Origin of the sequence: Methylobacterium goesingense, from assembly GCF_022179225.1 — a bacterium.
GTDB classification, from domain to species: domain Bacteria; phylum Pseudomonadota; class Alphaproteobacteria; order Rhizobiales; family Beijerinckiaceae; genus Methylobacterium; species Methylobacterium goesingense.
Genome location: NZ_BPQL01000155.1, coordinates 16,382 through 39,621 on the forward strand (window position 1 = coordinate 16,382; position 23,240 = coordinate 39,621).

The 23,240-nt window shown below is 72.2% G+C and carries 18 protein-coding genes; 7 read left to right on the forward strand and 11 right to left on the reverse strand.

Translation table 11 applies throughout. From position 1 onward, the window contains the following. The first annotated feature begins 349 nt into the window (after positions 1 to 349). The 6 genes from MFF30_RS21955 to MFF30_RS21980 all read left to right on the forward strand — a co-directional run bounded on the left by MFF30_RS21955 (position 350) and on the right by MFF30_RS21980 (position 6,244). Positions 350 to 1,159, forward strand: a complete 810-nt coding sequence (locus tag MFF30_RS21955; RefSeq protein WP_238282185.1) for a transporter — start codon at positions 350 to 352, stop codon at positions 1,157 to 1,159. Between the two features lie 295 nt (positions 1,160 to 1,454). Further along, on the forward strand, positions 1,455 to 2,912 hold the full coding sequence (locus MFF30_RS21960) for a helix-turn-helix transcriptional regulator (RefSeq protein WP_238282141.1): 1,458 nt from the start codon (positions 1,455 to 1,457) through the stop codon (positions 2,910 to 2,912). A gap of 232 nt (positions 2,913 to 3,144) precedes the next feature. Further along, a complete protein-coding gene (locus MFF30_RS21965; RefSeq protein ID WP_238282143.1) occupies positions 3,145 to 3,474 on the forward strand; it encodes a CsbD family protein in 330 nt (109 codons plus the stop codon). Between the two features lie 41 nt (positions 3,475 to 3,515). Next, positions 3,516 to 4,433 carry a PhnA-like protein gene (locus tag MFF30_RS21970; protein WP_238282146.1) on the forward strand — a complete coding sequence of 306 codons (918 nt, stop codon included), beginning with the start codon at positions 3,516 to 3,518 and terminating at the stop codon, positions 4,431 to 4,433. A gap of 111 nt (positions 4,434 to 4,544) precedes the next feature. Next, positions 4,545 to 4,748 (forward strand): CsbD family protein, encoded by a 204-nt coding sequence (locus MFF30_RS21975; RefSeq protein ID WP_238282148.1) that lies wholly within the window; start codon positions 4,545 to 4,547, stop codon positions 4,746 to 4,748. A gap of 86 nt (positions 4,749 to 4,834) precedes the next feature. After that, entirely contained in the window at positions 4,835 to 6,244 is a 1,410-nt protein-coding gene (locus tag MFF30_RS21980; protein ID WP_238282150.1) for a TAXI family TRAP transporter solute-binding subunit, read from the forward strand. A gap of 60 nt (positions 6,245 to 6,304) precedes the next feature. Here the strand turns inward: MFF30_RS21980 and MFF30_RS21985 are convergent, their stop codons facing one another. The 7 genes from MFF30_RS21985 to MFF30_RS22015 all read right to left on the reverse strand — a co-directional run bounded on the left by MFF30_RS21985 (position 6,305) and on the right by MFF30_RS22015 (position 15,800). Continuing rightward, on the reverse strand, positions 6,305 to 7,375 hold the full coding sequence (locus MFF30_RS21985) for a hypothetical protein (RefSeq protein ID WP_238282152.1): 1,071 nt from the start codon (positions 7,373 to 7,375) through the stop codon (positions 6,305 to 6,307). A gap of 80 nt (positions 7,376 to 7,455) precedes the next feature. Next, on the reverse strand, positions 7,456 to 8,232 hold the full coding sequence (locus tag MFF30_RS21990) for an ABC transporter ATP-binding protein (protein WP_238282187.1): 777 nt from the start codon (positions 8,230 to 8,232) through the stop codon (positions 7,456 to 7,458). Between the two features lie 13 nt (positions 8,233 to 8,245). Continuing rightward, on the reverse strand, positions 8,246 to 9,253 hold the full coding sequence (locus tag MFF30_RS21995) for a FecCD family ABC transporter permease (RefSeq protein WP_373320979.1): 1,008 nt from the start codon (positions 9,251 to 9,253) through the stop codon (positions 8,246 to 8,248). Between the two features lie 71 nt (positions 9,254 to 9,324). After that, a complete protein-coding gene (locus MFF30_RS22000; protein ID WP_238282156.1) occupies positions 9,325 to 10,410 on the reverse strand; it encodes an iron ABC transporter substrate-binding protein in 1,086 nt (361 codons plus the stop codon). A 122-nt stretch (positions 10,411 to 10,532) separates the two neighbouring features. Continuing rightward, a complete protein-coding gene (locus MFF30_RS22005; RefSeq protein WP_238282159.1) occupies positions 10,533 to 10,811 on the reverse strand; it encodes a hypothetical protein in 279 nt (92 codons plus the stop codon). 155 nt (positions 10,812 to 10,966) lie between these two features. Then, entirely contained in the window at positions 10,967 to 14,665 is a 3,699-nt protein-coding gene (gene putA / locus MFF30_RS22010; protein WP_238282161.1) for a trifunctional transcriptional regulator/proline dehydrogenase/L-glutamate gamma-semialdehyde dehydrogenase, read from the reverse strand. 79 nt (positions 14,666 to 14,744) lie between these two features. Further along, entirely contained in the window at positions 14,745 to 15,800 is a 1,056-nt protein-coding gene (locus MFF30_RS22015; RefSeq protein ID WP_238282163.1) for a zinc ribbon domain-containing protein, read from the reverse strand. Positions 15,801 to 16,039: 239 nt separating this feature from the next. On the opposite strand from MFF30_RS22015, the gene MFF30_RS22020 reads away from it, so the two are divergent. After that, on the forward strand, positions 16,040 to 16,855 hold the full coding sequence (locus tag MFF30_RS22020) for an oxidoreductase (RefSeq protein ID WP_238282165.1): 816 nt from the start codon (positions 16,040 to 16,042) through the stop codon (positions 16,853 to 16,855). Between the two features lie 25 nt (positions 16,856 to 16,880). Here MFF30_RS22020 and MFF30_RS22025 read toward each other — a convergent pair whose 3' ends face one another. The 4 genes from MFF30_RS22025 to MFF30_RS22040 all read right to left on the reverse strand — a co-directional run bounded on the left by MFF30_RS22025 (position 16,881) and on the right by MFF30_RS22040 (position 23,238). Next, on the reverse strand, positions 16,881 to 18,110 hold the full coding sequence (locus MFF30_RS22025; RefSeq protein ID WP_238282167.1) for an MFS transporter: 1,230 nt from the start codon (positions 18,108 to 18,110) through the stop codon (positions 16,881 to 16,883). A 113-nt stretch (positions 18,111 to 18,223) separates the two neighbouring features. Next, positions 18,224 to 21,316: an efflux RND transporter permease subunit gene (locus tag MFF30_RS22030; RefSeq protein ID WP_238282169.1), complete on the reverse strand. Its 3,093-nt coding sequence runs from the start codon at positions 21,314 to 21,316 to the stop codon at positions 18,224 to 18,226. A 48-nt stretch (positions 21,317 to 21,364) separates the two neighbouring features. Next, positions 21,365 to 22,603, reverse strand: a complete 1,239-nt coding sequence (locus MFF30_RS22035) for an efflux RND transporter periplasmic adaptor subunit (RefSeq protein ID WP_238282172.1) — start codon at positions 22,601 to 22,603, stop codon at positions 21,365 to 21,367. Further along, positions 22,600 to 23,238 (reverse strand): TetR/AcrR family transcriptional regulator, encoded by a 639-nt coding sequence (locus MFF30_RS22040; RefSeq protein WP_238282173.1) that lies wholly within the window; start codon positions 23,236 to 23,238, stop codon positions 22,600 to 22,602. Before MFF30_RS22040 ends, MFF30_RS22035 begins: the two co-directional genes overlap by 4 nt. Positions 23,239 to 23,240 lie beyond the last annotated feature (2 nt).

A 23,240-nucleotide genomic window follows, 5' to 3' on the forward strand; every position in this document is an offset into this window, starting at 1 on the left:
GGGCGGAACCGCCCTCCCTCGGGTACGGACGGCGCTCCGGACGAATCGTCGGAGGCGCTCATCCACGTCATGGTGCGTATAGCGGCCGGCACGCGAGGTGGCGAGCACCGACATGCGGGAACCGCCCCGTTACCGGGCGGATGAAAACGCGGCGGCCGTTCGTCTGACTGGGACACGCCCGGTCGGCGTGGTGCCGTCCCCGGCGCCATCCCACGTTGCGGCCGGGCCCAGGGAGACAGGCGTGATCCGCAGCCCATCCAAGATCGAGACCCCGTCCAAAGCCTTCCGGTCCCTCCTGCGCCGCCTGTCGCGCGGCCTCCCGCTCCTGCTCCTCGGGGCGGCCCCGGCGATGGCCGGATCCGCCGCCCAGCCGGGCCAGACCATCGGCCTGCCCGCCGGCGCCCAGCTTCCCGTCGGCCTCTACTTCGTCAACACCTCGAGCTTCGGCGTCCGCGACACCCGTCCGCTGGACTCGGAATCGAACATCAACCTGCCGGCCTTCGTCTGGTCCACGCCCTGGACCCTATTCGGGGCCCGCCTGAACCTCATCGCGATCCAGCCCGTGGTGGCCTCGAGCCCGCGCGGGACGCCCTATCAGAGCGGCATCGGCCAGCCCCTGCTCGCCGGCCAGCTCGCCTGGGACCTCGGCAACAAGTTCGGCGTGAGCTACCTCTTCGGCGGATACCTGCCCATCGAGACGCGCTTCCTGACCCAGAACACGTCCTTCAGCCACCGCTTCGCGGCGAGCTACACCGGGGACGGGCTGAACCTCACGGCCAACCTCCTCTACGGCATCTTCATCGACCCGGTCTCCCCGCAGGGCGGGGTCTATCCCGACTACCTGAACATCGACCTGACCGCGACGAAGAAGTTCGGCAAATGGGAGGTCGGGCCGGTGGCCTTCGCGTCGACCGACCTGCCGACCCGGTTCCCCGGCTACCAGCGCCAGGGCCAGATCGCGGTGGGGGGCCTCGTCGGGTACAATTTCGGTCCCGTGAACCTGCAGGCCTACGTCACGCGGGACATCGCGGAGCGCAACTACGGCGGGCGCGAGACGCGCGGATGGCTCAGGGTCATCGTGCCCATCTACAAGGAGGGCACCAGCGCCGCCGCGCCGACCCTTCCGGTGGCGGGACCGGGCCGGATCGCGCGCCAGTAGCGGCACCCGCCCGCGACCTCCGGCGGGGCCCGCTACATGGGAAGACGATGAGAGGGTGGTGACCCGCGAGCCAGGAGACCTGCCGTCAGCCGTGGTCGCACGCGGAACGCATCTGGAGCCGACGGCGGTGCGCCTGACCCTGGCGGGGCGGTTCTAGGGCCCGCAGGCCCTGGTGGATCACGTTCACGTCAGTAATCCGAATATACCAGTCCTCCGACGCTCCGTACCGGAACTGCCCGGGCGGGTCCCCGTTACGACCCCGTCCGATGCAGGCGATGCGGAAGGTGGTGCGACGGTGGTTGTCGGGGTGGACAGGCATGAGCTTCGGCAGATCATCGCCGGCCTGAGCGAGGGCGTGATCCTGGTCGAACCCGATCAGACCATCGCCTACGCCAACGCGGCGGCGCTCGCGATGCACGGGGCCGATTCCCTCGACGAACTCGGCGCCACCGTGGACGCCTACCGCGAGCGCTTCGCCCTGCGCTACCGCAACAACCGCGCCCCCGATCACTACCCGATCGAGCGGGTGGTCTCGGGCGAAACCTTCCACGATGTCGTGGTGGAGGTCACGCGTACCGATCAACCCGACGTCGCGTTCGTGCATTCCCTGCGGAGCCTCGTGGCGACCGACCGCGCGGGCCGCCCGAGCTGCCTGGCGCTCATCCTCAAGGACGTCTCCGAGCAGTTCGAGGCCGAGGAGCGCTTCGAGACGACCTTCAACGCCAACCCCGCGCCTGCGGTGATCTGCCGGCTCTCGGATCTACGCCACGTCAAGGTCAATCTCGGCTTCCTGGAGATGACCGGCTACACCCGCGACGCCGTGATCGGGCGCAGCGTCTACGAGGTCGACGTGCTGGCCGGGGCCCGCAATCGCGAACTGGCGATCTCCCGTCTCAACGCGGGCGGCACCATCCCGCAGATGGAGGCCTGTCTCGACCTGCCGGAGGGCGGCTCGCGCTTCGTCATCGTCGCCGGGCAGCCGATGGAGCTCGGCGACGAGCCCTGCATGCTGTTCACCTTCGCCGACCTCGAACTGCGCCGGAAGGCCGAGACGGCGCTGCGCCAGAGCGAGGAGCGCTTCGCCAAGGCCTTCCGCCTCACCCCCGTGCCGACCCTGCTGGTGCGCGCGGAGGGCTTCACCGTCACGGGCGTCAACGAGGCCTTCTCCCGGGTCTTCGGTTACGGGGCCGATGCCGTCACGGGCCGCTCGCCGGCCGATCTCGATCTCTGGGTGCACGAGGCCGCGCGGACCCGCTTCGAGACGGCGGTGGCGCGCACGGGCTACGTCCTCGGCCTCGAGGTCTGCCTCCGGCACGAGGACGGGAACAACCTCGATTGCCTGGTCTCGGCCGAGCGGGTCGAGATCGGCGATGAGACCTTCGCGCTGCTGGTCCTGCAAGACATCACCGAGCGCAAACGCACGGAACGGGATCTGTTCGAGGCGATCGAGGCGGTGATGGCCGACACCTCCTGGTTCAGCCGTGGCCTGATCGAGAAGCTCGCCAACCTGCGCCAGCCGGGCGGCGAGCATGGGGACACGGTCTCGCCCAACATGACCGTGCGCGAGCGCCAGATCCTCGACCTGATCTGCGCCGGGCTCTCGGACGACACGATCGCGGGGCGCCTCAACCTGTCGAAGAACACCGTGCGCAACCACGCCGCCGCGCTCTACCGCAAACTCGACGTTCACAAGCGCTCGGAGGCCATCGTGTGGGGTCGCAACAACGGATTTCCCACCGGTTCGCCTGGGTAGAAAAAACCATCGACTAATACGTTTTTACTATTGATGTGGGCCCGTCGCGGACCACATCAGCCCTGAAACCGCGTGCCCACGATCATGCGGACCACGATCGGCAGCGGGGGGCGCGTCCACCCGGACGGCGCTCGGCAGACCTGTACGACCGGCGTCCTGAGACCCGGGACCATGCGCGTCCCGTCGGCATCACGTCCATCGGACCAGAACCCAACGGAAGAGGAAGAGAATCATGGTGGATACGAATCGCATCACGGGCGCCGTCAAGGAACTCGGCGGCAAGGTGCAGGGCGCCGTGGGCGACCTCACGGGCTCGAACCGGGACTCGTTCGAGGGCCGCGCCCGCGAGGCTCTGGGCACCGCCGAGAACGTGTACGGCCAGGCCAAGGACACCGTGCGGCATGCCGCCGACCAGGCCTACGACTATGCCGAGGACGCCTACGACCAGGGCCGTCGCTACCTGCGCGAGGGTCACGACCAATCCGCCGAATGGCCCCACGCCTCGCTGCTGGTGGCTGGCCTCGTCGGCTTCGGCCTCGGCCTCCTCGTCGCCAAGCTCTGACGCTCGCGCATCAACCCTCTCGAAAACCGGAGTTTCTCAACGTGGCTACCTCGTCCAGCATTCCCTCCGCATCCGTCCCCGCGGCCGACACCCGCACGGTGCTCCTGAACCAGGTCTCGTGGGGGGCGATCTTCGCGGGCGCCGTCACCGCGCTGGTGACACAGGTGATCCTGAACATGGTCGGCGTGGGGGTCGGCCTGTCGAGCGTCGGCCCGGTGGCCGCCGACAATCCGGCCGCTTCGACGCTGTCGCTGAGCGCGGGCGTCTGGTTCGTGGCCTCGGGCGTGGTGGCCTCGCTGGCCGGCGGGTTCATCGCGGGCCGGCTCTCGGGCAAGCCCGTCACGGGGGCGGCCGGCCTGCACGGCCTGGTCTCCTGGGCGGTGACGACCCTGGTGGTGCTCTACCTGCTCACCTCGGCGGCCGGCGGGCTGATTGGGGGCGCGTTCTCGGGCGTGACCAGCACGCTCGGCGGGGCCGGCTCGCTCGTGGGCGGCACCGTGCAGACGGCGGCCCAGGCCGCGGCGCCCTCGCTGTCCAAGATCAGCAACCCGCTCGACGGCATCGAGCAGTCGGTGCGCAACCAGGCCGCCGGCCAGGACCCGCAGGCGGCCAAGGACGCCGCCGTGGCGGCCATCCGCGCCCTGTTCACGGGTGACCCGGCCCAGAAGGCCCAGGCCGAGAGCCGCGCGGCCGACACGCTGGCCAAGGCCCAGGGCATCCCGGTCGACCAGGCAAAGGCGCAGATCCAGGACTACCGCAAGCAGTACGACGAGACCGTCGCGGCGGCCAAGCAGAAGGCCGAGGCCGCGGCCGTGGTGGCCAAGTCCGCCGCCACGCAGGGCGCGTTCTACGGCGCGCTCGCGCTGATCCTGGGCGCACTGGCGGGTTTCCTGGGCGGCCGCTTCGGCGCCCCCAAGCTCCACACCCTGGCCGACGGCTACGCGGCCCGCCGCGCCTGATCCACCAGAACCAACCCGCGAACCCCGGCCGGTCCCCGCGACCGGCCGGGTCTCGCATCCTCCCCATTCCCCCGCGAACCTACCCCGCACATAACCCGAAGGAGACACCTCATGAGCAGCACCACCGACAAGCTGAAGGGCCTGGCCAACGAGGCGGCCGGCAACATCAAGCAGGCCACCGGCAAGGTCACGGGCAACGACCAACTGATCGTCGAAGGCAAGGCCCAGGAACTCAAGGGCGAGGCCCAGCGCACCGTCGGCGAGGTCAAGGACGGCGCTGCCGCGCTCGCCGACAAGATCACCGGAAAACACTGATCGCGACGGGTCCCGCCGTGCCGCCTTCATGGGCGGCCGGCGGTCTCGGCCGCCACCGGGCGCAAATTCCGAGGAGCCCCTGACCGATGCGGTTCCCGAAGCTCCTCCTACGCCCGGAACTCGTCTTCCTGCTGCTGGCGGTAATCCTCGGCGCCGGGGCCGGCGCGGCCTACTGGGTCTCGCGGGCCACGGTACTGACGGTGGCGGTGGCCCCCCGCGACGGCACCGAGCCGGCGCTGATCCAGGCCTACGCGGATGCCTTGGCGAAACGCCATAAGGAGATCCGCCTCAAGGTCCTGGCCCTCGACGACGTGCGCGATAGCGCCGCCGCCCTCCAGGACGGCCGGGCCGACCTCGCGGTGGTGCGCCCGGACGTCGACCTGCCCGACAACGGCCTGACCCTGGCAATCCTGCGCGACCAGGCCATGATCATCGCCTCGCCCGAGGCGTCCGGGCTGACCCGGTTTCCGAGCCTCGACCGCAAGCGCCTCGCCATCCTCGCCCATCGCGACGCGGATCAGGCCCTGATCCGGGCGATGGTCGAGCATTACGGCCTCACCCTCCTCGACCGGGAGCCCGAGGGTGCCGTGCCGCCGCGCCACGTCGTCCTCGTGGAGATGGCGGAAGCCGATCTCGCAGCCGCCTTCACGGCCAAGCGCATCGACGCCGTCGTCTCGGTGATCGCCCCGACGGCGCCGACCGCCCAGCGCATCGTCGGGATCGTCCAGGGGGTCAGCAAGAACCGGAAGGTCGCCTTCGTGGATGTCGAGAACGTCGACGCCATCATCGCGCGCATGCCCCGGCTCCAATCCGTGACGATGCCGGCCGAGACTTTCGGCGGAAGCCCCAAGGTGCCGGCCGAGGACGTCCACACCGTGGGGGCCTCCTACCGCCTGATGGCGCGCACCAGCCTCTCCCGCTCGGTGGCGGCGGACGTGACCCAGCACTTGTTCGAGATGCGCAGCGGGATGGCCAACACCACCCCCGCCGCCGACTACATGCAGGCTCCGAAATACGAGAGCACCGCCGAGGCCACCAGCGCCCGGCTTCCCATCCATCCCGGGGCCGTCGACTTCTTCGAGCGCGAGCAGCAGGGTTTCATCGAGCGCTACGAGACCTGGATCTACCTCGTGGCCTTCCTGGGCGGCGGCATCGGCTCGGCGGTGGCCTGGGTCGGTCAGCGCCTGTCGCGCCTGCGCCGCGAGCGCGTCGAGGAGGCCACCGACCGTCTGCTTGCGATCCGCCAGGAGGCGCAGGACAGCACCGACGCGCCGCGCCTGGAACAACTCGCCCGCGAGATCGACGATCTCGCCGGAGACATCGCCAAGCACGCCCTCGAACGCCCGACCGAGGCCCGGACCATGTCGGCGGCCGCCATCGCCATCGACGCGGCCCGCTCCACGGTCAAGCGAACCATCGCGGCCAGCCAGTATGCCGCCGAGTCGAGCGACCTGGCCGGCCGCACCACATCGACGGAAGCCGCCGCAGCGCCCTGACGGCAAGACCCCGGGCAGGAGCCCGTCCGGATCGTCCCCCCGGAACGGACGTCGCGATCGTCAGGGCTCGTGCCGGTCCGTCCCCGGGGCCGCCCGCATCAGGTCCTCGTAATAGCCCTCCAGGCCCAGCCCGTTCTGGGCCGAGAGCCGGTGAGCGGCCCGGTACAAGATCGACCGCACGGCGCCGACCCGCTCGGCCGTCGAGGCGGCCAGGATGGCGTCGATCTCGCCCGTGGTCTCCCGCAGGTGCCAGGCGGTGTTCTGCAGGACCGTGCCGCCGATCTCCGCCGCGCATTGCGAGAAGAAGCTCAACACGGGTGCGATGATCCGGCGCGAGCGCGACAGCAGGATGAGGTCGACGGCGGCGCGCTGGTTGTCGGTGAGGGTCATCCCCGCGCAGGAGGCCACCCGCTCGGGCCCGTAGCGTGCGACGAACCGCTCGACGACGCCGTCGTCCTCGGTGCAGACGACGATGCCGCCCGCATCGGGGCCGGCCGCGTCGATCGCTTCGAAATACGCCTGCAGGGGCGTGTAGCGCTGCAGGATCTGGGTCATGCCGTCGCTGGCAAGATCGTCGAGGTCGTAGGCGAACAGCATCTCGAGGATGTCGCCCCGCCGGACATGGACCGACAGGCAGCGGCCGAGTTGGAAGCGCCCGTCGAGCTCCGCGATGGCTGCGGCGACGGCCGGACTCCAGTTGATCGTCGCGGCGATGCGGGACACGCCCGCCTTCCGCGCGGGGTCCCGCTCCATGAAGTCGAACAGCGGACCCGGGAAGTCGTAATTGACGCCCCGGCCCATCATGGCGATCTGCGCGACCTCGCCGCGCGACAGGCCGGAGAGCTCGTCCCGGTTGTAGTACAGGCTGAACAGCTCGGTGCTGACGACTTCCTCGTGGGGGACGATTACCCCGTGCGCGCCGTCCGCCGGGTCGCGGAAGAGGTGCAGGCTGGCGAAGATCTCGGGCAGGTGCCGAGGGTGCATCAGGGGCGTGTCGCGCACCAGGAACGGCCACCCCAGGGGCGTCCAGATCACACCCATCGGAACGCCGACCTGCTCCGACAGCATCCGCGCGTAGATCGCCGACAGGATGCGGGTTCCGAGGCCGTCGCTACGCTGAGAATAGATCATCGTCCCATCGGTTTCGCGCGGAATGCCGCCGGGGAATGCCGCCGGGGACGGCGACAGATGGCACCTCGGACACGGCCAGGCTAGTCCGGCAGGAGCGGAGCGCAGACGGATTGGCGGAACCCCGGCAGCGGCACCACCGCGACGGCGACCCCGTAGATCCGGGCGAGACTCTCCGGCGTGATCGTCGCGGCCGGATCGCCCAGGGCCAGGAGGCGGCCCTCGTGCAGGAGCGCCACCCGGTCGGCGCAGAGGAAGGCGTGGTCCGGGTCGTGCGTCGAGAGGATGACCGCGATGCCCAGCCGCGACAGGCGCCGAACCTGGGCCAGCACGCGGGTCTGGTTGCCGAAATCGAGGCTGGCGGTGGGCTCGTCCATGACGAGGAGACCGGGCTCGCCGGCCAGCGCCCGGGCGATCAGCACCATCTGGCGCTCGCCACCGCTGATCTCCGTATAGGTGCGCTCCGCCAAGTGGGCGATCTCCAGGCTCGCCAGCGCCCGGGCGGCGATCGCGCGGTCCGCCGGACCGGGACTCGCGAAAGGCCCGAGCCGGCTGGCGCGCCCCATCAGGACGACGTCCGAGACCCGGAACGGGAAGGTCGCCCCCTGCGCCTGGGGCACGTAGCCGAGGCGCGCCGCCAACCGGCGGCGGGACCAGCGGGCGACGTCCTCGCCGTCGAGGCGGATCGCGCCGGCGAGCGGCGGCAGCAGGCCCAGCAGGGTCTTGAACAGGGTGGTCTTGCCGCCCCCGTTCGGACCGAGGAGGCAGAGCACCTCGCCGGCCCGCACGGTGAGGTCGAGGCCGGCGCCGACGCGGCGGCGGCCGTAGCCGAAGGCGAGACCCGAAACCTCGAGCATCAGGAGACATCCCGCATCAGACCCAGCCCCGCTTGCCGCTGGCCAGCAGCCAGAGGAAGAAGGGCGCGCCGATGAGCGCGGTGAGGATGCCCAGCGGCACCTCGATGGGGGCGATGGTGCGGGCCACGAGGTCGACGGCGAGGAGGTAGCCCGCCCCGAGGATCAGGGAGGCCGGCAGCAGGCGCCGGAAGTCCGGGCCCACCAGCAGGCGGGCCACGTGCGGCACCAGGAGGCCGATCCAGCCGATCACCCCCGTCACCGAGACGGCGGCGGCAGTGACCAGGGTCGCGGCCGCGATCAGCACCGGGCGCAGGGCGCGGGTCTCGACGCCGAGCGCCCGGGCCTCCTCCTCGCCGAGACTCATCAGGTTCATGCGCCAGCGCAGGAGCACCAGGGGCACGAGGCCGAGGAGGATGGCCGGCAGGATGGCGGCGACGTCCCCGAGGCTGGCCGAGGCGAGGCTGCCCAGCAGCCAGTAGGTGATCGCCGGGAGCTGGTTGTAGGGGTCGGCCAGCACCTTGAGGAGCGAGATGGCCGAGCCCAGCACCGCGCCGATGGCGACGCCCGCGAGGACGAGGGTCAGGACCGGATCGTGCCGCCGCACCGCCGCGCCCACGGCGTAGACCGCGGCCACCGCCCCGAGCCCGCCCGCGAAGGCGAGGCCCTGGATGGCCGCCACCGGCAGGGCGAGGAAGATGCCCAGCACCGCCCCGAGGCTGGCACCCGCCGAGACGCCGAGGATGTCCGGCGAGACCAGGGGGTTGCGGAACAGGCCCTGGTAGGTCGCCCCCGCCGCCGCGAGGCCCGCCCCCACCACCAGGGCGGCGAGGATCCGGGGCAGGCGCACCTGCAGGACGACGATCTGCATGGCCGGCTCGGCCCGCACCGGCAGACCGAAGAGCTTTCCGGCGAGGATTCCGAACACGTCGCCGACGGGCACGGAGTAGCGCCCCGTGGCGAGCGCCAGCACGACCAGGGCGAGGAGTCCCAGAATCGGGAGCAGGACCGGGAGCACCGCCGACAGCCGGTGCCCGCTCCGCGTGTCAGCGACATCCGGCGGTGGGCCAAGCGCCGGAACGGCTTCGCGCTCCGGCGTCACGGGGTCCGGCCGCCCGTCGCGCCCGACAGCAGCGTCTCGACCTGCCGGGCGTCGAGCTCCACGTGGTAGAACCGCCGGTAGAAGTCCCGCGTCGCGTCGTCGAGGGCCTGCGGGAACAGATCCGGATAGAGCACGTGCGCGAGCCAGCGGATGCCGATCAGGCGGTTGGCGCCGGGGGGCGCGTCGAACCAGCCGAAGGGCAGGGCAGGGACCTGGTGGACGCGCCCCGCGCGCACCGCCTTAAGACCGGACCAGAGCGGATCTGCGGCGATCCCGGCGCGAAAGCCCGCATCCTGGGTGAGGATCACGTCCGGGTTCCAGGCCAGGACCTGCTCCGGCGAGACCGTGGCCAGCCCCCCGGGACCGGCGGCCGCCGCGACGTTGCGGGCGCCGACGACCTCCAGCAACTCGACGTTGATCGAACCGGCGAGCCCGGTCTCGAGTCCCTTCGGCCCACGGGCATAGTACACGCGCGGGCGCCGCTCCTCCGGCACCGCGGCGACCACCCGCGCCACGTCAGCCACGATGGCCTCGGCCGAAGCCGCGAGGTCGGCGGCGGCGGCTTGCGCGCCGATGAGCGCACCGAGTTGCCGGTAGCTCTCGGCGGTGCGCGAAAAGTGCCCGTCGAGGAGCACGTAGGGGATACCGGTCTGGGCCTGCACCCGATCGGCGAGAGAGGCGTAGGTCGGGGCGGTGCTGCCGACATCGACGATCAGGTCGGGTTTCAGGGCGAGGACCGCCTCGACGTTGGCGGTCCCGCCGCGCCCGGTCAGGCGCCCCGTGGCGGGCAGGTCCCGGACGCCGGGGGCGAGGAAAGGCTTTTCCTCGGCGGTGGGACTGCGGATCCAGCCCAGCATCCGGTCGGGTGCGAGGGTGTAGAGCAGCACGGAGGCCGGTGGGCCGGCGGCCAGGATGCGCAGCGGACGCTCGGGCACCTCCACCACCCGCCCGGCCGCATCCGTGAAGGGCCGGGCCCAGGCCGGCGCGGCGGCGCTCCCGATCACGAGGGCGATCCCCGCGAGGACCCACCGCCGGGCGGGGCCGGGCCGCGCGCGACGGGGCAGGCAGGTGGGTGGGCGCATGCGGTCTTCCGGGAGATGCTGTCCAGGTGGAGGTATCTAGGCGGCTTCCCCCCGGCCAGCCATCGCCAACCCGAAGGTCGGCGTCGGTTTGTCCCGAATGCGCGCGAAAGCCGGCCCGCCGCTCACGCCGCGTCGGCCAGCGGGAGGAGGGCCGCGTCGCCCCGGGGCTCGGCGGGAACGGGCGGGCGGTCCGCCCCGAGTTGGGCGATGAGGTCGGCCAGGCGCTCGGACAGGGCATTCGACATATCCGAGAGGTCGGAGAGGCCGTAGGCGAGGTCGAGGGCGGGCATGATGCTGCGCAGGAAGGTCGGGGGTGCCCGCAGGGGCGCCGGGGGCGGCGCCTCTTGCTCGGCGACCGGCCACAGGAGCGTTGCGAAGGTGTCTGGCGCGGGGGCGAGCATGGGGTCCGTGCGTGTCCGGGGCACGCCTTCGCGAAGGGCGGCGGCCGGTTCGGCACGCCCGCCCTCGCGAGGGCCGCCCAAGCTGGACCATATCACTTGAACCGGAGGTGAAGCGGCCTCGCGCCGGACGCTCCGGATGTCGGATTTCCGCCCCGTCAGTCCTCCAGCGCCATCAGGCTCGCGTTCCCGTCGGCGGCGGCGGTGTTGATGGAGATTGAGCGCTCGGCCAGGAGGCCGAAGGGGTCGTAGTCCCGGCCCGCCGCCAGGGCGTCGACGTCCAGGGACTGGAGCGCCACGATCGGTCCCGCCCGCGCGGCGAGGCGGCGGGCGAGGGCGATGCGATCCGCCCGGTCGCCCGCGTGCAGCACCGCCCGCAGGTCCGGAATGTCGTCGAGGTCAGGGAAGAACCCGATCGCGGCCCCGGCTCCGGCCGGCAGGCCACGCAGGTGCCCGGCCGCCTGCGGACCGATCGCGACGGCCCGGTTGCCGGTGGCGAGGATCAGCCCGACCTGGAGACGGAGCGCGAAGGGCGAAGACGCCAGGGCGGCGACGAGGCCCCGAGGGCGCAGGGCGTAAAGGTTGCGCTCCCCGACCGGGCCCGGCAGTTCCACCTCGGTTCCGGGCCCGACGTGCGCACAGAGGGCCGCGATCCGGGCGGCGAGTTCGGCCTCACCCGCAGCCCTCAGCCAGTCCGCATAGGCCCGGGCGGGCGCCGGGATCTCGGGGGCGGGCGCCCCGGTTCCGACGGGCAGCGGATCGGCCAGCAGACGCCGCAGGACGAGGGGACCGCCCGCCTTGGGGCCCGTGCCAGAAAGGCCGGTGCCGCCGAAGGGCTGCACGCCCACCACCGCCCCGACGATGTTGCGGTTGACGTAGAGGTTGCCCGCCTCGATCCGGTCGAGCACCCGCGTCATCGTCTCGGTGATCCGGGTGTGCAGGCCGAAGGTCAGCCCGTACCCGGTGGCGTTGATGCGCGCGATCAGGCGCTCGAGATCCGCGCGGGGATAGCGCAGCACGTGCAGGACCGGGCCGAACACCTCCCGCTCCACGTCGGCGACGTCCGCGATGGCGATCAGCGTCGGGGCCACGAAGCTGCCCCGGTCCGCCTCGGGCGGCAGCGGTACCTGGACGACCCGGTGGCCGCGCGCCCGCATGGCCTCGACATGGGCGCGGATGCCGCGTTGCGCCTCCGCGCCGATGACCGGACCGACATCCACCGAGAGACGACGGGGGTCGCCGATCTCGAGTTCCCGCAGCGCCCCCTCCAGGAGGGCGAGGATGCGGTCGGCCCCCTCCTCCTGCAGGCAGAGGATGCGCAGGGCCGAGCAGCGCTGCCCGGCCGAATCGAAGGCGGAGGCGACGACGTCGGCCACCACCTGCTCGGGCAGGGCGGAGGAATCCGCCACCAGGGCGTTCTGGCCCCCGGTCTCGGCCACCAGCGGCACCGGGCGCCCGTCCACCGTCAGGCGCTCGGACAGGGTGCGGTGGATTTCGCCCGCCACCATCGTGGACCCGGTGAACAGCACGCCCTGCACCCGCGCATCGGCCATCAGGGCCGCGCCGACCGCGCCAGCCCCGGGCAGGAGGCGCAGGGCCCCGGGCGGGACGCCGGCCGCGTGCAGGAGGCGGACCGCCTCGGCGGCGACCAGCGGCGTCTGCTCGGCGGGCTTGGCCAGCACCGCGTTGCCGGCCGCGAGGGCGCCGGCGACCTGCCCGGTGAAGATCGCCAGCGGGAAGTTCCAGGGCGAGATGCAGACGACGGGCCCGAGGGGGCGCGGCGTGCCGGCCCCCGCCAGGCGCTCGCCCTCGGCCGCGTAGTAGCGCAGAAAATCCACCGCCTCCCGCACCTCCGCCACGGCGGCGGCCAGCGTCCTGCCGGCCTCGCGCACGATGAGCCCGATCAGGATCGGCATCCGCGCCTCGAAGGCGTCGGCCGCGCCCCGCAGCGCCTCCGCGCGGACGCAAGCCGGCGTGGCGGCCCAGGCCCCGGCGCCGTCCTCGACGGCGTTGAGGGCGGCGGCGATGTCGGCGGGCTCGGCGGCGCGGACATGGCCGACCACGTCGTTCCGGTCGGCCGGGTTGCGGACGGGCTCGGCCGCCGCCTCCGGCGGGTGGCCGGACGGGGTCGCCATCCAGGTCAGGCGCGCGCTCGCCGCGAGGGATTCGCGCAAGGCCGCGAGGGTAGCCTCGTCGGAGAGATCCAGCCCGGCGGCGTTGCGGCGCATGGGTCCGAACAGGTCCGGCGGGGGGGCGATGCCCGGATGCGGCGCCCCCGGCGTCGCCATGGCGCGGACCACGGCCACGGGGTCGGCGATCAGGGCCTCCACCGGCACGGTCGCGTCCGCGATGCGGTGGACGAAGGAGGCGTTGGCGCCGTTCTCGAGGAGCCTGCGCACGAGGTAGGCGAGCAGGGTCTCGTGGGTGCCGACCGGCGCGTAGATGCGGCAGGGCCGATCCAACCTGTCGGCGCCCACCACCGCCTCGTAGAGCGGCTCGCCCATCCCATGCAGGCACTGGAACTCGTAATCGCCGGGGCGGAAATCCGGTCCCGCCATTTCCAGGATGGCGGCCAGGGTCTGGGCGTTGTGGGTGGCGAATTGCGGGAACACCGCGTCCCGGGCCGCCAGCAGCTGGCGGGCGCAGGCGAGGTAGGAGACGTCCGTGTGCGCCTTGCGGGTGAAGACGGGGTAGTCCGCCAGACCCTCCACCTGGGCGCGCTTGATCTCGGTGTCCCAGTAGGCGCCTTTGACGAGGCGGACCATGAGGCGCCGCCCCGCGCGCCGGGCGAGGTCGACCAGCCAGTCGATCACGAAGGGACACCGCCGGCCGTAGGCCTGGACCACGAAGCCGAGGCCGTCCCAGCCCGAGAGGTCGCGGTCGAGGGCCAGGGCCTCCAGGATGTCGAGGGAGAGGTCGAGGCGGTCGGCCTCCTCCGCATCGATGTTGAGGCCGATGTCGTAGTGTCGGGCGAGCCGCGCCAGCGCCTTCACCCGGGGCAGGAGTTCGGTCAGCACCCGCCCGCGCTTGGCCCGGACGTAGCGCGGGTGCAGGGCCGAGAGCTTGATGGAGATGCCCGGCCCCGCCTGGATGCCGCGCCCGCTCGCGGCCTCCCCGATCGCGTGGATCGCCTCCCGGTAGGCATCCTCGTAGCGCGCGGCGTCCGCGGCCGTGGCCGCCGCCTCGCCGAGCATGTCGTAGGAGTAGGTGAAGCCCTTCGCCTCCATCCGGCGCGCCCGGCCCAAGGCCTCCGCGATGGTCTGGCCGGTGACGAACTGCTCGCCCATCAGGCGCATGCCGAGATCCACGCCCCGGCGGATCAGCGGCTCGCCGCCCCGTCCAATCAGGCGCGTCAGCGCGGCGGCGAGCCCGGCCTCGCTGGTGGTCGCGGTGAGCCGGCCCGTCACGAGCAGCCCCCAGGTCGCCGCGTTGACGAAGGGCGAGGGGCTGTGGCCGAGATGCGCCTGCCAGTTCCCGGTCCCGATCTTGTCGCGGATCAGCGCGTCGCGGGTCGCCGCGTCGGGGATGCGCAGCAGCGCCTCGGCGAGGCACATCAGAGCGACGCCCTCCTGGCTCGAGAGGTCGTATTCGCGGATCAGCCCCTCGACGCCCCCGCGCCGCGCGCTGCCCCGCAGGGTCTCGACGAGGTGGCGGGCCGTTGCGGCGACGCGCGCCGTCGCCTCGGGGGGCAGCGCGGCCCGCGCGAGGAGCGGCGCCAGGCATTCGGCCTCGGGGCGCCGGTGGGCCGCCACGATCGCGGCCCGCAGGGCCGAGAGCGCCGGCGGGTCGTCCCGGAAGGCCCACTCCGCGCCGGCGTCGCCCCGGGGCGGGGGCGGGGGGCTCGGCGCTGTCGGCATGGCGGGGCTCATGACGGGGCTCACTGCATCCGGCCCGAGTGTAGGCCCGGCGACGCCGCGTTGGTATCCCGCCTTTGGGTCAAACCGCCGTGGCGAGTCCCGACGATCCGGGCGTCCCGCAGGCGGTGCAGTAGCGCTCGAAGGTGCTCTTGCGGTGGGTGCAGGCGGGGCAGCGCGCGAACAGTCCGATGCCGCAATGCGGGCAGAAATTCGTCTCCGGGTTGGCCAGATCGATGGGGCGCTCGCAGCCGGGGCAGGCCTTCTTGGCGAGGCGCAGCAGGGCCTGGTCGGTGGCGATCTCGGTCCGGCGCTCCGCATCCGGGCGGGCTTCGTCCGCCTTCTGGCGCTCGTTGTAAGCCTGCAGGGCGTTGATCACCGCGCGCCCTCCCAGCAGCGTGACGATGATGCCGACGCCGTACTGCACGTAGCCGCCGTAGCTCGGCATGTAGGGCACGAGTTCGACGAAGAACGCGAAGGCCGCCGCGATGGCGAAACCCCAGACGAAGGGCCAGTTGCGGCTGCGCCGCCGCGTCCGCAGCAGCCATCCGGCGAGCGCCAGCATCGGCAGGGTCAGGGCGAGGCGGTAGCCAAACACCCGCATCTCCTGCCCGCGCATGGCCGTGTCGCGCTTCGCCTCGGCGGCCCCGCGCAGATCGGCCTCGATGCGCTCCTGCACGGTTTCCCGCTCGGAGAGATCGAGCCCGGTCTTGGCCAGGGCTTCCAGCCGCTCCTCGATGGCGCGCTCGGCCGCCTTGAGGGCGTCGAGGCGCTTCGTGCGCTCGATCAGGCCGGGATCCTGGTCGACGCGCTGGGTCGCATCCCGGGTCTTGAGCCAGTTGGTGAAGGTCTCGCGGGCGTTTTCGGAGGCCGCGCGGGCGGCGTCCAGGGCCAGCTCCCCCTGCTCGGAGAGGCGCCGCAGGTCGGCGCGCTCGCGGCGGATCCGCGTGAGGGCGGCGGCCGTGGCACGCGCCCGGTCCTGCTCCAGGAACTGCTCGGTGGTGTAGCGCTGCTCGACCTGGGGCAGGTCCCCGACCAGGAGCGAGCCGAGACCGATGAGGAAGACCGCGAAGGCGATCGCCACGAGCCAGAGAACGAGGTTGAACCACCGTTCCGACAATCGGGAGCCAGATCTCATCGTGCGGCCTCGTCCGGGTCGCGGCGATGCCGCGGCGCGCGGAATCCGTCCTCGTCCAACCCTTCGCCGCGATCTGTGCGACAGAATCGTGCGTTCGCGTAGCCCCAACCTGACCGCGCCGAGACGGCACGTCCCGGCGGGTGCGGCCCGGCACGCACGTCCGCTTGCGCTTATAAATTATTACCGTAATTTAAAAGGAAGACGGCTGCCAGCGTGGCCGCCAATCCAGGAGCCTTCCCGTGTCGACATCCCAACCGAAGACCGCCATCGTCACCGGAGCCTCCTCGGGCATCGGGCTGGCGACGGCCAGAGCCCTGAGCGATGCGGGCTACCGCGTGTTCGGCACGAGCCGGAGGGCGACGTCCCTGCCGGGCGGGGCGGTCACGATGCTGACCTGCGACATCACCGACGAGGCCTCCGTCGCGGCCCTGGTGGAGCGCGTGCGCGACGAGACCGGGCGGATCGACCTCCTCGTCAACAATGCCGGCTTCGGCATCAGCGGGGGCGCGGAGGAATCCTCGGTGGCGCAGGCGAAGGACCTGTTCGACGTCAACCTGTTCGGTGTCATCCGGACGACCCGGGCCGTGCTGCCGGCGATGCGCGCGGCGGGGAGCGGGCGCATCGTCAACATCAGCTCCGTCCTCGGGCTGATGCCGGCGCCCTACATGGCGCTCTACGCGGCGAGCAAGCACGCGCTCGAGGGCTACTCGGAATCCCTCGATCACGAGGTGCGTGGCCAGGGCATCCGCATCGTCCTCGTCGAGCCGGCCTATACCCGCACGGCCTTCGACCAGAACCAGGTGGCGCCGGACGCGAAGCTCGACCTCTACGCCCAGGCGCGCGCCGACGCGGAGCGGACGCTTCGCACGGTCATGGCGACGGCCGACGCGCCTGAGGTGGTGGCCCGGATCGTGGTGGCGGCGGCCACCGCGACGGCACCGCGCCGGCGCTACACCGCCGGCAAGGTCGCCCGGCAGGTGAGCCTGCTGCGCCGCTTCGCGCCGGCGGGCCTGTTCGACAAGAGCCTCCGCAAGCAGATGGGGCTCGCCGGCTGACGGTGGTCCCGGACCTCCCCCGGTCTCAGGCCCCGGAGGTCCGGATCGCCCGGCGGGCGACCACCAGGGACAGGACCACGTTGAGGGCCGCGACGGCGAGCATCAGGTCCAGCAGCACGTCGAGCCCGAGCCATGCGCCGAGGTAGCCGCAGGCGAGGGGCGTCGCGGCCTGGCCCAGGAGCGGCATCCGGGCGAGGCGCCCCATCACGGCGGCGTAGTCGCCCTGGCCGAAGAGGGCGAGCGGCAGGGTGCCGCGCACCACGGTGCGCATGCCGTTGCCCGCGCCGTACAGGACGATGCCGGCCCAGGCGAAGCTGGGGGCGAAGGCCAGGATCAGGATGCCGAGGCCGACGCTCCCGCTCGACACCAGCAAGGCCCAGACCGGATGCGCCCGCCGCCCGAACAGGAGTTCGAGGATGCGGGCGCCGACCTGCGAGGGGCCGATCAGGGTGCTCAGGGCGACGGCCGTGCCGGCCGCCACCCCCTTGGCCTGTAGGAGAAGGAGCAGTTGCACCGAGATTGCGGTCATGATCACCGCCGCGCTGGTGAAGGTGACGGCGAGGATGCGCTCGCCCGGCAGCGGCCCCCGGCCCGCCGGACTCACCAGGGGCGCCGCGCCGGTCTCGGGGGCCACGACCTTCGCCACGGGCCCCGCTGTGCCGGCCTGAGCCGGAAGCGCCCAGGCGAAGAGCGGAACCACCACGAAGGCCGCGAGCGCAGCGTAGACGAGGCAGGTGCCCCGCCAGCCGACCGTCTCGACGAGGAGGCTCGAGGCCGGCCAGCACAGGGTGATGGCGAAGCCCGAGGCGATCGCGATCTGGGTCATCGCCCCGCGCGCCGAACTCCCATAGGCCTGCCCGATGGCGGCGAAGAGCGGGTCGTAGAGTGCGCCGGCCATGCCGATGCCGGTGACCACCCAGGCCCCCAGGAAGACCGGCAAGTTCGGCGCCAGCGCCATCAGAACCTGCCCGAGGGCGATGACCAGCGCGCCCGCCATCAGCACCGGGCGTCCGCCATGGCGCCGGATCATCCGCCCGACCCAGGGCGAGAGCAGGCCCGAGACCAGGATCGCCAGGGACAAGGCCCCCACCACCACGCCCTGCGGCCAGCCGGTCGAGCGCACGATCGGCTCGGCGAGCACGGCCATCAGGAAGAACGAGCCGCCCCACAGGAGGATCTGGGTGATGCCGAGCGCCGCGTTGCCCGCCAGGGTCGGGGCACTGGGCGGCGGGCGGGCCGGGGACGGGTCTGGCACGATTCGGGTCTCCTGGGCACCCGCGACCGGGTCCGGACCCTGCGTGTTTGCCCCCGTTCGGGCGAGGGCGAAACCCGGTCGGGCCGGATGATCGCCGCATCCCCGGGCACCTGTCAGGGATGCGGCAGAGCGCCGTGGGGCAGTGGCGCCTCGTCGGTCGCGCCGACGAAGCGCCCGAAGACCCGGCCGAGGAGCGCGCCGAGGCTGTCCATCAGCAGGAACACCGCCGGCACGAAGACCAGCGAGAGCAGGGTCGAGACGATCAGGCCCGCGATCACCGCCACAGCCATCGGCGCGCGGAACTCGCCGCCGATGCCGAGCGCCATGGCGGAGGGCACCATGCCGGCCGCCATCGCGATGGTGGTCATCACGATGGGCCGCGCCCGCTTGCGGCCCGCATCCACGATGGCAGTGACCCGGTCGACGCCGCGGGCCATCTCCTCGACGGCGAAGTCCACCAGCATGATGGCGTTCTTCGTCACCAGCCCCATCAGCATCAGGATGCCGATCACCACCGGCATCGAGATCGGCATGTTGAGGATCAGGAGGCCCAGGATCGCGCCGCCGATGGAGAGCGGCAGCGAGAACAGGATGGTGAGCGGCTGCAGGAACGAGCCGAACAGCAGCACCAGCACGGCGTAGACCATCATGATGCCGGCCCCCATCGCCATGAGGAACCCGGAGAACACCTCCGCCATGATCTCGGCGTCGCCCGTCTGCCGGATGGTGACGCCGGGCGGCAGGTTCTTCGCGGTCGGGGTTTCCAGCACCTGGGCGATGAGGGAGCCGAGCGCGTCGGAGCCCTCCATGTTGGCCTCCACGGCCACGCGCACCACCCGGTCGTAGCGCTCGATGGCGCCGGGGCCCTGGTCGAGCTCGATGTCGGCCACCGCCGCGAGCGGCACGGCGGCGCCGTTCTTGGCCGGAACCTTGAGGTTCTCGAGGCGCGAGACCGCGCCGCGGGCGCTCTCGGGCAGCTGCACCCGGATCGGGATCTGGCGGTCGGGCGCGTTGAACTTCGCCAGATTCAGGCCGATGTCGCCGATGGTGCCGACCCGCACGGTCTCCGCGATGGCGTCGGTGGAAACGCCGAGATCGGCCGCAGCACCCTCCTTCGGCCGGATCCGGACCTCCGTACGATTGAGGGGGGCCGTCGACATCACCGAGACGAGATGGGGAATCGCCGCCATGTCGCGCTGAAGCCTTGCGGCGACCTCCGTGACGACGTCGACGTCGGGACCGCCGACCACGAGGGCGAGGTCGCGCTGGCCGCCGTCGCGCAGGGTCCAGGAGCGGATGTCGGGCTCCTGCGCCAGGAGGCCGGCGATCTCGGTCTCGATGGCGGCCTGTTTGCGGGCGCGCTGGTTCTTCGGCGTCAGGTTGACGATGAGGGTGGCGAGCCGGGTCTCTTTCTTGCCGCCGGCCTGGCGGCCGCCGTCGACGAAGACCGAGACCACCTCGGGCAGGGCGCGGATGCGGGCCACCACCCGGTCGGAGACCGCCACCGTGTCGGGCAGGCGGGCGCCGGGGGCGAGTTCCACCATGAACAGCGTGCGGGCATTGTCCTGCTTGGGCACGAAACCGGACGGCAGCAGCCCCGTGGAGGCGAGAGAGCCGGCGAACAGCGCGAGGCCGACGATCAGCGTGACGACGCGGTGGCGCACCGACCAGCCGACGAGGCGCCCGTAGGCCCGCATCACCGGGCCCTCCCGCGCTTCGGCATGGCCGTGGTCGCGCAGGAAGTAGGCCGCCAGCATCGGGGTGATCAGGCGCGCCACGAGGAGCGACATGAACACCGAAACCGCGATGGTGAGCCCGAACTGCATGAAGTAGCGGCCCGCGATGCCGCCCATGAACGAGACCGGCGCGAACACCGCGATCAGGGTCGCGGTGATGGCGATGACGGCGAGCCCGATCTCGTCGGCGCCCTCGATGGCCGCGCGGTAGGGCGATTTGCCGAGCCGCATGTGCCGGACGATGTTCTCGATCTCCACGATGGCGTCGTCGACGAGGATGCCGGTGACCAGGGTGATGGCCAGCAGGCTGATCCCGTTGAGGGTGAAGCCCATGGCGTCCATCGCCCAGAAGGTGGGGAAGACCGAGAGCGGCAGGGCGATGGCGGCGATCAGTGTCGCGCGCCAGTCGCGCAGGAACAGGAACACCACCAGAACGGCCAGAGCCGCCCCCTCGATCAGGGTGTGCATGGCCGAATCGTAACTGCCGATGGTGGCCGAGACCGAGGAATCGATGGTCTCGAACCGGATGTCCGGATAGTCGGCCTGGAAGGCCGCGATGCGCTTCTCGACGCCGGCCGCCACCTCGGCGTCGCTGGCACCCGAACCGCGCGAGACCGCGAAGGCCACCACCGGCTCGCCGTTGAAGCGCGCGAAGGTGCGGGGCTCCTCGATGGCATCCTCAAGCGTGGCCAGTTCGTCGAGACGGACCTTGCGGCCCCCGGGGAGCACGATGGAGGTGGCCTTGAGGTCGCGTAGGGAGCGCGAGGCGGCCAGGGTCCGGATCGACTGCTCGCGCCCGCCGACCTCGCCGCGCCCGCCCGCCATGTCGGCGGAGGTGAGGCGCAGCTGCCGGTTCACGTCGGCCGCCGTGATGCCGAGCGCCAGCAGGCGGTCGGGCAGCAGGGTGACGCGCATCTCGCGGGCGACCCCGCCGACGCGCTCGACACCGCCGACGCCCTTCACGCCCTGGAGCGCGCGGGCGACCTTGTCCTCCACGAACCAGGACAGTTCGGCGGGCGTCATGCCGGGCGAGGTCACGCCGTAAATCAGGATCGGCAGGCCGGTGATCTCGACGCGCTGGATCACGGGCTCGTCGATGGTGCGGGGCAGGTTGATGCGGATCTTCGAGACCGCGTCCTTGACGTCGTTGACGGCCCGGTCGGTGTTCACCTCCAGGCGGAACTCCACCGTGGTGACGGAGGACCCTTCCGTGATCGCCGAGGTGATGTGTTTGACCCCGCGCACGCCGGCGATGGAATCCTCGACCCACTTCGTCACCTGGGTCTGAAGTTCGGCGGGGGCCGAGCCGCTCTGCGTGATCGTCACCGAGACGATCGGCACGTCCACGTTCGGCATCCGCGTCACCGCGAGGCCGCGGAAGCTGACGAGGCCGAGCACGATCAGCACCAGGAACAGCACGAGGGGGGCGATGGGATTGCGGATCGCCCAGGCGGAGATGTTCAGGCGCATGGGGCGACCCGTTCCAGTTCGCGTGTCAGGATGCGGCGCGGCGCCCGCTCAGGGCGCGCCCGCCTCGGCGGTCTCGCGCGGGGAAGGCGCGGCGGCCACGGCCGGCGCCTGTACGGCCAGGGCCACCGGGCGGACCCGGTCGCCGTCGCGCAGGAAGCTGCCGGCCCGGGCCACCACCCGCTCGCCGTCGGCGAGCCCGGCGCGGATCTCGATGTCGTCGTCGTCGGACAGGCCGGTTCGGACCTCGCGGGCCTCGACTACGTCGTCGGCGACCACCAGGACGGTGCTGCGCTTGGCCCCGCCGTAGAGCACGGAGGCCTGCGGCACGGTCACGCCCCGGGTGCGGGCGAGCTCGACGGCGCCCCGCGCGAAGGTGCCGATGCGCAGGCGCGGGTCCGGCTCCAGGCGGATGCGGACCTTGCCGAGGCGGGTCGCGCGGTCGACCTCCGGGTAGACGGTCCGCACGCTGCCAGGCAGGCGGACCCCGTCGCCGAGGTCGATCCAGGCCGGGGCGTTGTCGCGCAGCTGCGGCAGCCTGGTCTCGATGACCTCGCCCTCGAGTTCGATCTCGCCCCGGGCGATCAGGCGGAACAGCGGCTCGGCCGTGGCGGAGGCGGCCAGACCCACGCGGGCGGTGCGGCGGCTGACGATGCCGGCCTCCGGCGCGCGGATCTCGGTGCGGGCCAGCCGCAGGTTCAATTCGTCGAGCACGGCCCGCGCCTGGGCGAGGTCGGCCCGCGCGATGCGCAGGCCGTTGCGGGCGAAGGCGAGCTTGCCCTCGGCTTGGCGCAGAGCGGCGGTGCGGCCCTCCATCACGGCCGCCGTGGCGTTGCCGGTTCTGAGGAGCTGCTGGGCCCGCTCGAAGGCCAGACGCGCCTCGGTCTCGGCGGCCTCCGCCTGCTCGATGCTGCTCTGGGCCTGCGGTACGGCGGCCTCGGCCTTCTCGACGAGGGCCGCCTGCTGGGCGAGCTGGCGGTCGATGAGATCGCGCGAGAGGCGGGCGAGGACCTGGCCGCGGGCCACCCGGGCGCCTTCCTCCACCAGCACCTCGGTGACCCGGTAGCCCTCGATCTCGGGCGTCACCAGGATCTCGTCGCGCGGGACCAGGGTGCCGGTGACCACCACCGACTCGACGATCTCCCGCCGCTTGGCATCGACCACGCTGATCGTCGGCACGAGATCGGCTTTCGCCGGCGCCGGGGCGGGGCTCGCCAGCACCGGCCGGGCCGGCAGCCCGAGGGCGAGAGCCAGCAAGGCCGTGCCGAGGACGAAGCGCGGATCGGTCATCGATGGGACTCCGGGGCGGCCTCGAGGATGGCGGGAAGCCGGCCGTCGAGCCCGGCTTCGATGAGGGCGCGGATCTGCGCGACGGCGCCGGCCATGTCGAAATCCGGCAGGATCGCCCGGCTGGCGACGACCCCGGTCATCTGGGGCGCCAGCAGGGCGTAGAGGGCTGCGGGATCGCAGGCGGGCGACGTGGCGAGCGCCGCGAACGTATCCTCGAACCAAGTCCGGGTTTCGGTTTCCGAAGCCTCGGTCAGATCCGCGATGGCCGGATTGCGGGTTCCTTCCGACCAGATTTCCAGCCGCAGGACCGCCTCGTCCCGGGTGAGGGCGCCGAAATACTGTTCCAGGACCCCGAACAGCGCGCTGCGCCGGTCGCCCTCGCGCTGCAATTGCGTGACGAGGAGGGCGCCCCCCTCGCGCTCGCGCTGCACGAGGCCCATCACCAGGGCCTCCTTGGAGCGGAAGTAATGGTAGAAGTTACCCGCCGTCATGCCAGCCTCGCGGGCGAGATCCTGCATCGTGGTGCGATGGAAGCCGTTGCGCACGAAGCAGGCGCAGGCGGCGTCGAGGATCTGTTCCCGCCGCGCGGCCTGGCCGGCGCGCGCGTCGAGGAGGGTGCCGACAGGCGAGGCCATTC

Bases quoted from the DNA above. Each gene is read 5' to 3' on its own strand.
- MFF30_RS21955 (WP_238282185.1), top strand. From the start codon at position 350: ATGGCCGGATCCGCCGCCCAGCCGGGCCAGACCATCGGCCTGCCCGCC.
- MFF30_RS21965 (WP_238282143.1), top strand. From the start codon at position 3,145: ATGGTGGATACGAATCGCATCACGGGCGCCGTCAAGGAACTCGGCGGC.
- MFF30_RS21975 (WP_238282148.1), top strand. From the start codon at position 4,545: ATGAGCAGCACCACCGACAAGCTGAAGGGCCTGGCCAACGAGGCGGCC.
- MFF30_RS21980 (WP_238282150.1), top strand. From the start codon at position 4,835: ATGCGGTTCCCGAAGCTCCTCCTACGCCCGGAACTCGTCTTCCTGCTG.
- MFF30_RS21985 (WP_238282152.1), bottom strand. From the start codon at position 7,375: ATGATCTATTCTCAGCGTAGCGACGGCCTCGGAACCCGCATCCTGTCG.
- MFF30_RS22000 (WP_238282156.1), bottom strand. From the start codon at position 10,410: ATGCGCCCACCCACCTGCCTGCCCCGTCGCGCGCGGCCCGGCCCCGCC.
- MFF30_RS22005 (WP_238282159.1), bottom strand. From the start codon at position 10,811: ATGCTCGCCCCCGCGCCAGACACCTTCGCAACGCTCCTGTGGCCGGTC.
- putA (WP_238282161.1), bottom strand. From the start codon at position 14,665: ATGCCGACAGCGCCGAGCCCCCCGCCCCCGCCCCGGGGCGACGCCGGC.
- MFF30_RS22015 (WP_238282163.1), bottom strand. From the start codon at position 15,800: ATGAGATCTGGCTCCCGATTGTCGGAACGGTGGTTCAACCTCGTTCTC.
- MFF30_RS22030 (WP_238282169.1), bottom strand. From the start codon at position 21,316: ATGCGCCTGAACATCTCCGCCTGGGCGATCCGCAATCCCATCGCCCCC.
- MFF30_RS22035 (WP_238282172.1), bottom strand. From the start codon at position 22,603: ATGACCGATCCGCGCTTCGTCCTCGGCACGGCCTTGCTGGCTCTCGCC.
- MFF30_RS22040 (WP_238282173.1), bottom strand. From the start codon at position 23,238: ATGGCCTCGCCTGTCGGCACCCTCCTCGACGCGCGCGCCGGCCAGGCC.